This is a genomic window from Rhodanobacter sp. FW106-HT46G03 (genome assembly GCF_058789895.1).
Genome location: NZ_JBYTCC010000001.1, coordinates 3,191,122 through 3,203,411, shown reverse-complemented (window position 1 = coordinate 3,203,411; position 12,290 = coordinate 3,191,122). Strand labels below are relative to the sequence as shown.

Below are 12,290 nucleotides of genomic sequence, written 5' to 3'. Positions count from 1 at the left end.
GCATCGGCCCAAAGCCGGCGCAGAGGATGGCTGAATCGGCGTCGCCGTCCGCGTCTCCAGTGACATAGGGCTCAACGCGTGCAAGGGTACGCAAAGCACATGGGTTTCGAGGAAGGCAGCATGAAAGCGACACCTGCTGTCGTGCCAGTTGCAGGGCGCGTCGAACCGGCTGTGTGGCTGAGGCGTCTCGTGAGTGCCTCCGATCCGCGCGACATTGCGGCGCTGGCGAGTGAGCGGGTGTGTGCGCAACCGGGTTGCGCCTCGGCGCGCGTCGTGTGGTCACCGTTCTCTGCCGCGTTGCGTGACGACGCGGCGGCGCCGTTGTCGGCGCCGCTGGCCATGGTACGTGGTCGGCTTGAACGCAGCGGCGAAGCCTCGGTGGTGTTTGGCGAGGTGATGGCAGTGCGGCTGTTGTCGCGCGGGCGCGCCACCTTGCTGATCGAGCTGGAACACGCCGGCCGGCATGCCGGACTGCTTGCCGCGATCGAAGCGTGGTTGCCGCTGGTGACCGAAAAGCTCGAACGCGCCTTGCGCATGCACGATCTCGAAGCGACGCAACGCCAGATGGAGCGCTCGGAGGCGCTGCAACGCGCACTGTTTGCGATCTCCGACCTTGCCGGCTCCGAGCTCGACATGGGCGAGGTGCTGGAGCGCCTGCACGCCATCGTCGGCACGTTGATGTATGCGGAAAACTTCTTCATCGTGCGCTGCAACCCGCAGCGGCAGACCGTGCGTTTTTTGTATTACGCCGACAGCGAAGACACCGATGCACCGGTGCTCAACGTCGACGAGCCGCTGGATGCGATGCGCGACACGCTGACCTGGCACCTCTTGACCGGCGGCCGTTCGTTGATGGGCGACCTGGCTTCGATCGGCAAACGGCTGCGCGGCGGCTTGGTGCCGATGGGCCCCGGTGCGGTCGACTGGCTTGGCGTGCCGATGCGGCGCGAGGGTGAGGTGCTCGGCGCGTTGGTGGTGCAAAGCTACCGCGCCGGCATCCGCTTTACCGAAGAGGACCGCGCGCTGTTGCAATTCGTCGGCAGCCACGTGCTCACCGCGCTCGAACGCAAGGAGAGCCGCGACGAGCTCGAAGAGCGCGTGCGCCTGCGCACGGCGGAGCTTGCCACGGCCAATGCCGATCTGCAGCAGGAGGTTGCCGAGCGCAAGCGCGCCGAGCGCCTGCAGGCCGCGCTGTACCACTTGGCGCAGCTTGCCACCGCTGACATCGACGAGGCGAAGTTTTACCAGCGCGTGCACGCCGTGGTGGGCGAGCTCATCAATGCCGACAATTTTTTCATAGCCCTGCTGACTGACGACGGCACGCGCCTGCAGTTTCCGTATTACGTGGATGGCGGCGTGCGGCAACAAGAGGAGCGCGAGCTGTCGCGCGGCCTGTCCGAGTATGTGCTGCGCACCGGCAAGCCGCTGCTGGGTGGACCCGATGACATGCGGGCGCTGGCGCAGCGTGGCGAAATCGACCACGACCATTTCGGGCCGGCGTCCCAGTGCTGGCTGGGGATGCCACTGCGGGTGGACGACGCCGCGATCGGGTTGGTGGCGGTGCAAAGCTACACCGCCGACGTGCGCTACGACGAGGCCGACGAGGAGTTGCTCGGCTTTGCCGCGCTGCAGATCGCCAGCAGCATCCATCGCCGGCGCGCGGCGGAAAAATTGCAACGGGCGTATGCCGATCTCGAACAGCGCGTGGCCAACCGCACGCGCGAGTTGCGGCGGGAAATCGAAGAGCGCGAACGCATCCAGGCGCGGCTCAAGCACGATGTCACCCATGACGCGCTGACCGGCCTGCCCAACCGCGGTTACCTGCGCGAGCGCCTCGACTTGCGGTTGGCGCAGCAGCGCCCGGCGGGCCAGAGCGCGCTGCTGTATCTGGACGTGGACCGCTTCAAGGTGATCAACGACAGCCTCGGCCACCTGGCCGGCGACGCGTTCCTGCAGGTTATCGCCAGTCGTCTGCGTGCCTGTGTGCGTGCGCCCGACGTGGTGGCGCGCCTGGCCGGCGACGAGTTCGCCATTTTGCTCGACGCGGTTACCGACGCGACCGAGGCGGAGCAGGTGGCGAGCCGCGTGCTGGCGACCTTGCACCAGCCGCTGACCGTGGGCGGCCGCGAGCTGGAGCCATCCGCCAGCATCGGTGTGGCGCTGGGCGGTGGCCGGACGCGCGCGGATGCGCTGCTGCGCGACGCCGACCGCGCGTTGTACCGCGCCAAAGAGCTGGGGCGTGGCCGCTACGTGTTGTTCGACGACAGCCTGGCGCGCAGCGCCGTCGACGAGCTGACGCAGGAAACCGAGCTGCGTCATGCGCTGTCGCATGCCGAGTTCGAGCCATTCTTCCAGCCGGTCTATCGGCTCGCCGATGGCACGGTCGCTGGCTACGAAGCCTTGCTGCGCTGGCATCACCCGCGTCGCGGGCTGTTGTTGCCGGGCGAGTTCCTGCGGGTGGCGCAGGACAGCGGGCAGCTCGAAGCGATCGACTGGCAGCTTTATGAACGCGTTTGCCGGCGCATGGCGCAGGCCGACACCGGAGCCACGTTCGTCACCATCAACGTGTCGCCCCAGCACTTGCGGCGTGCCGATTTCGAGCGCCGGTTGCTGCAACTGGTGGAACGCAGCGGCCTGGCGCCCGGGCGGCTGGTGATCGAGATCACCGAGGGCGCGCTGCTCGACGACCCGTTGCGCGTGCGCGATACCTTGGAACGTCTGCGCGATGTCGGCGTGCAAGCCGCGCTGGACGATTTCGGCACCGGGTATTCCTCGCTGAGCTACCTGCACTCACTGCCGCTGCGCATGCTCAAGATCGACCGCGCGTTCGTCGTCGAGCTGGATCGCCCCGGCGCGCTCGGCGCCAACAGCGTGGTGGTGGCCATCCTTGCGCTGGCGCGCGCACTGGGCATCGAGGTGATTGCCGAAGGCATTGAAACGCAGGCGCAGCGCGATGCGCTGCATACCATGGGGTGTGACTACGCGCAGGGCTTTTTGTTGGCCTGCCCAGTGTCCATGTCGTCAGCGCTGGGGTGACACTCAGCGCGTGCCGCGCACCACGATGGTCTTGCCGGACACGCCGATCATGCCTTGTTCTTCGAGCTGCTTGAGCACGCGGCCAACCATTTCGCGCGAGCAGCCGACGATCCGGCTCACTTCCTGGCGGGAGATGCGGATCTGGGTGCCGTCGGGGTGGGTCATTGCACCCGGCTCCTCGCACAGGTCGAGCAGGGTGCGCGAGATGCGGTTGGTGACATCCATGAACGCCATCCGGCTTACCTGGCGCGAGGTGCGCAGCAGGCGGTTGGTGAGTTGGGCACCGATCGCCACGAGAATCTTCGGGCACTCTTCCTGCAGCGGGCCCTTCATCAGTTGGAACAGCCGCTCGTAACTCACCTCGGCCATTTCGCACACGGTGCGGGTGCGCACCACCGATTCGCGCTGGGCCTGCTCGACGAACAGGCCCATTTCGCCGATGAACTGGCCACGGTTGATGTAGGCCAGGATCAGCTCGCGCCCCTGCTCGTCTTCGTTGCACACCACGAGTGAGCCGTCAATCACGTAATACAGAGTGTTCGCCGGATCGCCAGGGCGAATGATCGCGGTCTTGCTCGGGTAACGGCGGCGGTGGCACATGCCGAGAAAGCGTTCCATTGACGCCGGGTCGGGCGCGAACGCCAGGGGCGCGTTGGATTGCTCGAACGCCTGCTGCAGCTGGTACTTGAGTAGCGCCACGGTTTTGCTCTCCTTCCGGTTGGCTCGTGGAGCCTTCCGTACTTTGGCGTCGTCCGCCGGTCGATGGTCAGTCATATGCCCTCGTCGGTCACCGATTCGCGCTGGTCGCGCAAACCGGGCCAGCCAGGGTGACAAGGCCCTGGTCGCAGCAGCAGGTGACATCGACGCCCGCCACCCCCTGGATCGCCGCCGATCCCCGCCATTATGGCAAACCTGCAGTGCCTGCCGCAGTTTCAATTTTCCCCTCGTTTGCCGCATACTCCGCAGTCCTTCGCCGCGGTTTTGCCGGGGTGTTTGTCGGTCGACGGGCGACAAGGGTCTCCGTCGACCGGTTTTCCGCGGGGACCCTTGGTGCTAACCCGCCTCATCTGCTGACTGCCATGCAGTCATGGAGAGTCGTCGTGGTCAAGCCGCTTCCCCGTTTGCGCCTGCAGGGGTTCAACAACCTCACCAAGGCCCTGAGCTTCAACATCTACGACATCTGCTACGCGGTGTCGGAAGACCAGCGCCAGCGCTACATCGAGTATATCGACGAGCAATACGACGCCGACCGCCTGACCCAGATCCTCACCGATGTGGCCGAGATCATCGGCGCCAACATCCTGAACGTGGCGCGCCAGGATTACGACCCGCAGGGAGCGTCGGTGACCATCCTCATCTCCGAGGAGCCGGTGGTCGAAAAGCTCGGGCGCGACACCATTGCCGGCGCGATGGTGGCGCACATGGACAAGAGCCACATCACCGTCCACACCTACCCGGAGACCCACCCGCACAACGGCATCGCCACGTTCCGCGCCGACATCGACGTGGCCACCTGCGGCGTGATCTCGCCGTTGAAGGCACTGAACTACCTGATCGACAGCTTCGAGTCGGACATCGTGGTGTGCGACTACCGCGTGCGCGGCTTCACCCGCGACGTCACCGGCAAGAAGCACTTCATCGACCACAAGATCAACTCGGTGCAGGACTACCTGGCGCGCCACATCCGTCAGAAGTACGAGATGTTCGACGTCAACGTGTATCAGGAAAACATCTTCCACACGAAGATGCACATCAAGGACTTCGACCTCGACAGCTACCTGTTCGAAGCCCACGCTGACGACCTGTCATTCAAGGAACGCCAGAAGATCGAACAGCTCCTGCGCCGCGAGATCGAAGAGCTGTTTCATGGGCGGAATTTGATGTAGCCGGGATTCGGGATTCGGGATTGGGGATTGGGGATTCGCAAAAGCGGCAAGCTCGCGCCGACGCTGCTCTGACGGATCCCAATCCCGTATCCCCCATCCCGTCGCTACACCCGATACGCAACAACCTTCATCGCGCGCGACGCCATCCGCATCAGCGGCGGCAGCGGGAACGGCAGGTCGATGCCGCCGCGGGCGCGGGCGTTTTCGGCATGGCGGGTTTCGTCCGCCTTCATTTGCGTCAGCACGGCGCGCGAGCGCTCGTCCTGCGCGGGCAGTTTTTCCAGGTGCTCGGCGAGGTGGGCTTCGACCTGGCGTTCGGTCTCGACCACGAAGCCGAGGCTGATGGCGTCGCCGGCCAGCGCCGCGGTGGCGCCGATCACATAGCTGCCGGCGTACCACAGCGGGTTCAGCAGGCTCGGGCGGGCGTCGATCTCGGCGAGGCGGGCCGCGCACCAGGCCAGGTGGTCGGTTTCCTCCGCCGCGGCATGTAGCAGATGCTCGCGGTTGGCTTCGTTGCGCGCCAACGCGGCCTGGCCGTCGTACAGCGCTTGTGCGCACACCTCGCCGGTGTGGTTGACGCGCATCAGCCCGGCCACGCGCCGGCGCTCGCCCGCGTCCAGCTCTGCCTCGGCAATGCCGGCGGCAGGCGAAGGCCGGTTCGCCAATGGCGCACCGGCCACGGTTTCCAGCGCGCGTTGCAGCCCGGCGAGCAGGCGATCCAGTGGGGTGAGCGTACGGGTATCCATGGGGTTTCCTCGATGACGAACCGCGCGCGCCACAGCCGCGTGGGCGCGTGTGTTATGCTTGGCAGCTCGCAACCCGTCGGTCGACGGGCTTGCGCGGTTGATGACAGCTCCGCTATCATCTCGCGCCTTTGCTTCACCGATCAATGTACGCCCGCCCTTGCTTGGCGGCAGACAGGTATCCCGCAATGAAAACTTTCAGCGCCAAGGCAGAGAGCGTCAAGCGCGACTGGTTCGTGGTTGACGCCACGGACAAGACGCTTGGTCGTCTGTCCACCGAAATCGCCCGCCGTCTGCGCGGCAAGCACAAGCCCGAGTTCACCCCGCACGTCGACACTGGCGATTATGTCGTCGTGGTCAATGCGCAGAAGGTGGCGGTTACCGGCGCCAAGCTGGACGACAAGATGTACCACCACGTCACCGGCTACGTCGGCAACCTGAAGACCACCAGCCTCAAGGATCTGCTGGCCACCCATCCCGAGCGCGTGATCGAGATCGCGGTCAAGGGCATGCTGCCGAAGAACGCGCTGGGCCGCGAGATGTATCGCAAGCTCAAGGTGTACGGCGGTGCCGAGCATCCGCACGCCGCGCAACAGCCGCAGGCGCTGGAAATCTAAGGAATCATCATGGCGATCCAACAAAATTACGGCACCGGCCGCCGCAAGACTTCCGCCGCCCGCGTGTTCCTGCGCAAGGGCAAGGGTGCCATCGAAGTCAACGGCAAGCCGCTCGACCAGTTCTTCGGCCGCGAAACCTCGCGCATGATCGTGCGCCAGCCGCTCGCGCTGACCGAGAACACCGACAAGTTCGACATCAAGGTCACGGTCGAGGGCGGTGGCATCACCGGCCAGGCTGGCGCGATCCGCCTCGGCATTGCCCGTGCCCTGGTCGAGTACGATGAGAGCCTCAAGGTCACGTTGCGCAAGGCTGGTTTCGTCACCCGCGACGCCCGCGAGGTCGAGCGCAAGAAGGTCGGCCTGCACAAGGCTCGCCGTGCGACCCAGTTCTCCAAGCGCTAAACTTCGTTTACAGCCCCGTCGCCAAGCGGTAAGGCACCTGACTCTGACTCAGGCATTCGGAGGTTCGAATCCTTCCGGGGCTGCCAAAACCCCCAAAAGCCCGCCGCAAGGCGGGCTTTTTTGTGTGGGCGGCGCCTGCCGGGAAGCACAAGCCGTTTCCGGCTGCACCGAAACTCGGCCGGCGTAGAGCCCGTACCGCGTGGGGCGGACTTCCGTCCGACAAGGTCGGTACGGGGCCGTCAGGCTGAATCCCGCCCTGAAGGGAGGGCATCGAGCGCAAGCGGCAGAAATGCAGGCATTACGGCACCGCGGGCCTAAAGCAGGGCAGTGGCTGCGCCAAAGCCGATCGCGATGATGACCGCAGCGGCCAGACACGCGCTGCCGAGGCGGATGCGGTGGGCGTCGACGCGTGGCGTCAGGCGCCAGAGGAGAACGGCACCGAGCAGCATGTCGAGCACCAGCGCCCATTGCAGCAAGCGCATGCCGAGCAACGGACGGAAGGGTGGATGCAGGTGGCCGACGTGGGCGGCGACGGCGACGATCAGGACGCCACTGAAAAGCGTCCACACCAGGCTGGCCAGATAGACGCGATTGAACACCACGTTGGCGCGTTCGGAGATGCGCAGCACGACCCAGGCGAGCAAGGCGATCGCGGCGGCCCCGATGCTGCCGAACAGTACCCACCACACCAGCGTGCTGACGAGAGCGAGAGCGTTCATGGGCAGTGGATTCCGAAGCGTTGCAGCAGACGGGCCATCAACCACGCGGGGCCGATCAGCCAGTGGACGGGGTCAAGCGGGAAACCGGTACGGTGACCTTCAAACCGTTGGCCGATGAATCGGCCGATGAGCGCCAGCACTAGTGCGGTAGCCGCCAGCAGGATCAGTTGGTCGTGGCCGAACGCCAACGCCGCATAACGGGCGAGCAGCAGCAGCACGGCGAAACCGGCGAGCACGGCGGCGGCCAGCACCCGTGAGCGTTTCCAGTACCAGTAGAACGCCAGCACGGTGGCAAGCACCGCCCACGCCCCCGGCTGCAGCCAGCGCTGCGGTACCGGGATCGCCCACAGCAGGGCCAGCACCGCCCACGCTCCAAGCGGCATGCACACGGCGTGCAGTGCACGGTTGATCGGGTGCGTGTGCTCGCGCTCGCAGTGATCAAGCCAGTCGCGCATGCGCTGGGCATCGGGAGGTGGCGGCAGCGTCATCCGTGCAGGCCGCCGCGCGACCGCAAATGGAGTGCCCGAACGCCAGCGACGTGGCGCTCGATGCCGACGATGCGAACGGCATCGATGTTTGGCCGAGACCGGGCGGCCAGTACCGTGCCAGCATGCGACCGCGCGCCATACGCGCCACCCGCCGAAAACCGTTGCGGCGCCAGGCTCAAGAGACGGAATGCAGCGCGGCCGTCGCCCGGCATGACCGCCAGGCTGGGTGCCGCGCGATGGGGCTCGAAGTTGGCCTTTGGCGCGTCCGTGCCGACCACGGCCGCGGCGTTCGCTGTCGCCAGCCGTCGCCGTGCCTTCATGCGCTCATCCGAGGTGGATGCCGGCCAGGCGATCCAGCGCCTCGGCATACTTGGCCGATGTGCGGGCGATGATCTCGTCCGGAATCACCGGGCCCGGCGCGGTCTTGCCCCACGGCTGGGTTTCCAGCCAGTCGCGCACGAACTGCTTGTCGTAGCTCGGCGGGCTGATACCCACCTGGTAGCTTTCCGCCGGCCAGAAGCGTGAGGAATCCGGCGTCAGCATCTCGTCCATCACATACAGCTTGCCGTTCTCGTCGGTACCGAATTCCAGCTTGGTATCGGCAATGATGATGCCGCGCGCGGCAGCGTATGCCGCCGCCCAGCGGTAGATCGCCAGCGTGGCGTCGCGCACCTTGCCGGCCAGCTCGCGGCCCACCTTGCCGGCCATCACCTCGAAGCTGACGTTCTGGTCGTGGGTGCCGACGGTTTCCTTGGTGGACGGGGTGAAGATCGCTTCCGGCAACTGTTGCGCCTGTTTGAGCCCCGCCGGCAACTGGATGCCGCACACCGCGCCGGTGGCCTGGTAATCCTTCCAGCCCGAGCCGATGAGATAACCGCGCGCAATCGCCTCCACCGGGATCGGCTTGAGCCGACGGGTCACCACCGAACGCTTGGCGTACAGCGCAAGGTCGGTGCCGGGAGGCAGCACCTCGGCGAGCGGCACGTCGAGCAGGTGATTGGGCATCAGATGCGCGGTCTTGCCGAACCAGAAGTTGGAGATCTGGGTGAGCATTTCGCCTTTGCCCGGGATCGGGTTGGGCATCACCACGTCGAACGCCGACAGCCGGTCGCTCGCCACCATCAGCAACCGTTGGCCGTCCAAGGCATACACGTCGCGCACTTTGCCACGGTGGAGCAGCTCAAGGCCGGGCAGGTTCGATTGCGGCAAAGTGGTAGGCACGACGGCGTCCCGTGACGTTGAAGGAAGCGCCTATTGTAGCGGCAGCGCGTGCCGTCGGCCGGATGGAAACGGCCAGCCGCTGCTAGAATCAACGCCTTTGAACCCGGTCTGGTGTTGATGCATACCCTGCGGATTGCGGCGCCGCGCGAGGCGGCTGGCGGATCGGGCGTGGCCGGCATGTCGCCGCCGGCCACGGTACGGCGCACGCGTGGCGTGTCCGGCATCGCTGCCCGCTGCGAAAGTATCGCCTGAACATGGGCTACTCGTTCACGATCTGGTTCGCTCTCGGCGGCTTGCTGCTCGGCCACGGGCTGGTGGGTGCCGCGGTGGGCGGCATCATCGGGTTCGTGCTGGACAACCTGCGTCGCAGCCAGCGCGCGCGCACGGTGCCCGATGTCGGTGGCTTCATCGCGCCGCTGTACACCCTGCTGGGTGCGGTGGCGAAAGCCGATGGCCGGGTGTCCGAGGCCGAGATTGCGGTGGCCGAGCGGGTGATGACCCGCATGGGCCTCAACGCAACGCAACGTCAGCAAGCGATCACCAGTTTCAACCTCGGCAAGCGGCCGAACTTCGACGTGGCGTCCACGATCGACGCTCTGCGCCGCTGGGCTGGCCCGCGCCGCGATCACGCTTTTCCGATCCTGGACGTGGTGATCGATACCGCGCTGGCGGAAGGCGAGCCGCCGCCGGAAAAAATGGTAATCCTGCGCCAGCTTGCCTTCGCGCTGCGCGTGAGCGACATGGAGCTCATGGCGCTGCTGGCCATGAAAGGCTACGTGTGGAACGCGGCTGGCGCCGGCCAGCGCGGCAGCCGCGGCCAGGGTTCGTCCGGCGGCTACGTGCCGCCGCAACGCAACACCGGTGGCCCCGACCCCTACGTTGTGCTCGGTATCGGCCGCAACGTCGACGACCGCGCGGTAAAACGCGCCTATCGCAAGCTGATTTCCGAACATCACCCCGACCGCCTGGGTGACTTGCCTGAAGCCATGCGCCAGCAGGCCGAAGCCCGCGCCAGCGAGATCAACGCGGCGTACGAGCGGATCAAGGCGGAGCGGGGGTTCAAATAGCCGGGATTGGGGATACGGGATTCGGGATTCGAAAAGCAGCGGCCGTCGCGAGGCCGCATAATGCGGCGAATCCCGAATCTCAAATTGCGAATCCCGGCATGTCACACCAACCACCGCTCATCGCCCCCTCCATCCTTGCGGCCGACTTTGCGCGGCTCGGGGAGGACACGGCGGCGGCGTTGGCGGCGGGGGCGGATTGGGTGCATTTCGACGTGATGGACAACCATTACGTGCCCAATCTCACGATGGGGCCGATGGTGCTGGCGGCGTTGCGCAAGTACGGCATTGCGGCACCGGTCGACGTGCATCTGATGGTGAAGCCGGTGGATGCCATCGTGCCGGATTTCGCCAAGGCCGGGGCCAGCTCGATCAGCTTCCACCCGGAGGCCAGCGAGCACGTCGACCGCACCATCGGCCTGATCCACGACGCCGGCTGTCGCGCCGGGCTGGTGCTGAACCCCGCCACGCCGCTCAGCTGGCTCGACTACACGCTGGACAAGCTCGACCTGGTGCTGCTGATGTCGGTCAATCCCGGCTTTGGCGGGCAGAAATTCATCCCTGGCACGCTGGAGAAGCTGCGCGAGGTGCGCCGCCGCATCGATGCAAGTGGCTGTGCAGTGCGGCTGGAAGTGGATGGTGGCGTCACCGCGGCCAACATCGGCGCGATCGCCGCGGCCGGCGCCGACACCTTCGTTGCCGGTTCGGCCATCTTCCGTGCGCCGGATTACCGCGCCGAGATCGCCGCCATGCGCGCGGCCATCGGCTGACTTTCACGGCTGGTGACAAACCGGTCGGGATGAAGCCCGACCCACGTGCACCACAAAAAGCCCCGGCGTGCTGGAGCAAGCGCCGGGGCAAACGTCATTGCATGACGTGCGAGGAGACACCATGACTGGCGTCGTGACACCAGCGCGGCAACCGGGGAGAGATACATTGTCGCGCTGGCGTCTCCACGGCAATGGCGATGCCAGTCGCAATCTCTGACTGCGGCCGCCGCAAATGGTTCCCGAAAAAAAATCCCCTCGCACGGAGGGGATGAAGGAACCGACGAGTCGGGCGGGGCAGGTGCCACGGCGGTGCGCTTCCCTGCACACCGCCGTACGCGGCCTACCACGGCAAAACGGCGTTACAAACCCAGCAGCAGGCCCAACAGCAGCGCGCCCAGCGCCAGGCTCACGCGCAGCGGTTCGAAACTGCGCAATTCGGCATTGGGGTCGCGGTCGGCAGGGTTGGCGGGAGTCATGGACGGATCCTGAAAACGACGCTGACATGGAACGCCTGCGCGCGGCCCATGCGGCGTCGGGATGCGGCCATGATGGTGTCCGGTTGTGGCAAAACGCGGGCAGCGCACCGCGGCCGCTTGCGCCATGCGTTCGCGCATAGCACGCTGGCGGGTCTTCGCTACCGGGTGTGGACATGGGCCGCAGCATTGCCATCGTCGAAGATGAACCGTTGATCCGCGCCAATTACGTCGAGGCGCTGAACCGTTTTGGCTACGATGCGCGCGGCTACGGCTCGCGGCAGCAGGCATCCAGTGCGTTCGCCATCAAGCTGCCGGAGCTGGTCATCATCGACATCGGGTTGGGTGACGAGCCGGAGGGCGGCTTCGACCTGTGCCGCGAGCTGCGCGCAAAATCCGCCACGCTGCCGATCATTTTCCTCACTGCGCGCGATTCGGATTTCGACGTGATTTCCGGCTTGCGCCTCGGTGCCGACGATTACCTCTCGAAGGACACCAGCCTGCACCAGCTGGCGGCGCGCATCGCGGCGCTGTTCCGCCGCATCGAGTCGCTGAAGGCGCCAACCACCACCGAAACCGTGATCGAGCACGGCGCGCTCAAGTTGGAAGCCGAGCGCATGCGCGTCACCTGGCACGACGCCGAAGTGCCGCTCACCGTCACCGAATTCTGGATGGTGCACACGCTGGTGCGTTTTCCCGGGCATGTGAAAAACCGCGACCAGTTGATGCGCGAAGCCGAGCTGGTAGTGGACGATGCCACCATCACCTCGCACATCAAGCGCATCCGCAAGAAGTTTCTCGCGGTGGCGCCCGACTTCGACGCGATCGAAACCGTGCACGGCGTCGGCTATCGCTGGAAACCCTGAAGGGG

The 12,290-nt window shown here is 66.0% G+C and carries 13 protein-coding genes and 1 tRNA gene; 9 read left to right on the top strand and 5 right to left on the bottom strand.

The genetic code is table 11. The annotated features are described in order from the left end of the window. The first annotated feature begins 189 nt into the window (after positions 1–189). The gene (locus AC3WP6_RS14400) at positions 190–3,036 is read left to right on the top strand and encodes a bifunctional diguanylate cyclase/phosphodiesterase (RefSeq protein ID WP_492628300.1); all 2,847 of its coding nucleotides are present in this window, start codon (positions 190–192) and stop codon (positions 3,034–3,036) included. Between the two features lie 3 nt (positions 3,037–3,039). Here the strand turns inward: AC3WP6_RS14400 and crp are convergent, their stop codons facing one another. Next, entirely contained in the window at positions 3,040–3,735 is a 696-nt protein-coding gene (gene crp, locus AC3WP6_RS14395) for a cAMP-activated global transcriptional regulator CRP (RefSeq protein ID WP_492628299.1), read from the bottom strand. Between the two features lie 401 nt (positions 3,736–4,136). Between crp and speD the strand changes: the two genes are divergently transcribed. After that, the gene (gene speD, locus AC3WP6_RS14390; RefSeq protein ID WP_492628298.1) at positions 4,137–4,922 is read left to right on the top strand and encodes an adenosylmethionine decarboxylase; all 786 of its coding nucleotides are present in this window, start codon (positions 4,137–4,139) and stop codon (positions 4,920–4,922) included. A gap of 104 nt (positions 4,923–5,026) precedes the next feature. Here the strand turns inward: speD and coq7 are convergent, their stop codons facing one another. After that, complete coding sequence (coq7, locus tag AC3WP6_RS14385; protein WP_492628297.1) at positions 5,027–5,668, bottom strand: 2-polyprenyl-3-methyl-6-methoxy-1,4-benzoquinone monooxygenase; 642 nt, start codon at positions 5,666–5,668, stop codon at positions 5,027–5,029. 185 nt (positions 5,669–5,853) lie between these two features. On the opposite strand from coq7, the gene rplM reads away from it, so the two are divergent. From rplM to AC3WP6_RS14370, 3 genes are all read left to right on the top strand, one after another. After that, entirely contained in the window at positions 5,854–6,282 is a 429-nt protein-coding gene (gene rplM, locus AC3WP6_RS14380; protein WP_492628296.1) for a 50S ribosomal protein L13, read from the top strand. Positions 6,283–6,291: 9 nt separating this feature from the next. After that, on the top strand, positions 6,292–6,684 hold the full coding sequence (gene rpsI / locus AC3WP6_RS14375; RefSeq protein WP_492628295.1) for a 30S ribosomal protein S9: 393 nt from the start codon (positions 6,292–6,294) through the stop codon (positions 6,682–6,684). Positions 6,685–6,695: 11 nt separating this feature from the next. Next, positions 6,696–6,770: transfer RNA gene (locus AC3WP6_RS14370), tRNA-Gln, on the top strand. A gap of 228 nt (positions 6,771–6,998) precedes the next feature. On the opposite strand, the gene AC3WP6_RS14365 is transcribed toward AC3WP6_RS14370, so the two are convergent. The 3 genes from AC3WP6_RS14365 to AC3WP6_RS14355 all read right to left on the bottom strand — a co-directional run bounded on the left by AC3WP6_RS14365 (position 6,999) and on the right by AC3WP6_RS14355 (position 9,112). Further along, positions 6,999–7,403 carry a hypothetical protein gene (locus AC3WP6_RS14365; protein ID WP_492628294.1) on the bottom strand — a complete coding sequence of 135 codons (405 nt, stop codon included), beginning with the start codon at positions 7,401–7,403 and terminating at the stop codon, positions 6,999–7,001. Next, positions 7,400–7,858, bottom strand: a complete 459-nt coding sequence (locus AC3WP6_RS14360) for an Mpo1-like protein (RefSeq protein WP_492628293.1) — start codon at positions 7,856–7,858, stop codon at positions 7,400–7,402. The genes AC3WP6_RS14365 and AC3WP6_RS14360 overlap by 4 nt, the downstream gene beginning before the upstream one ends. Before the next feature lie 357 nt (positions 7,859–8,215). Continuing rightward, positions 8,216–9,112: a phosphoribosylaminoimidazolesuccinocarboxamide synthase gene (locus tag AC3WP6_RS14355; protein WP_492628292.1), complete on the bottom strand. Its 897-nt coding sequence runs from the start codon at positions 9,110–9,112 to the stop codon at positions 8,216–8,218. Between the two features lie 117 nt (positions 9,113–9,229). Here AC3WP6_RS14355 and AC3WP6_RS14350 point away from each other — a divergent pair, with 117 nt between their 5' ends. The 4 genes from AC3WP6_RS14350 (at position 9,230) to pdsR (ending at position 12,285) form a co-directional block, all read left to right on the top strand. After that, positions 9,230–9,364, top strand: a complete 135-nt coding sequence (locus AC3WP6_RS14350) for a hypothetical protein (protein WP_492628291.1) — start codon at positions 9,230–9,232, stop codon at positions 9,362–9,364. Between the two features lie 2 nt (positions 9,365–9,366). After that, a complete protein-coding gene (gene djlA / locus AC3WP6_RS14345) occupies positions 9,367–10,179 on the top strand; it encodes a co-chaperone DjlA (RefSeq protein WP_492628290.1) in 813 nt (270 codons plus the stop codon). Between the two features lie 98 nt (positions 10,180–10,277). After that, the gene (gene rpe / locus AC3WP6_RS14340) at positions 10,278–10,946 is read left to right on the top strand and encodes a ribulose-phosphate 3-epimerase (protein WP_492628289.1); all 669 of its coding nucleotides are present in this window, start codon (positions 10,278–10,280) and stop codon (positions 10,944–10,946) included. 649 nt (positions 10,947–11,595) lie between these two features. Then, a complete protein-coding gene (gene pdsR / locus AC3WP6_RS14335; RefSeq protein ID WP_492628288.1) occupies positions 11,596–12,285 on the top strand; it encodes a proteobacterial dedicated sortase system response regulator in 690 nt (229 codons plus the stop codon). Positions 12,286–12,290 lie beyond the last annotated feature (5 nt).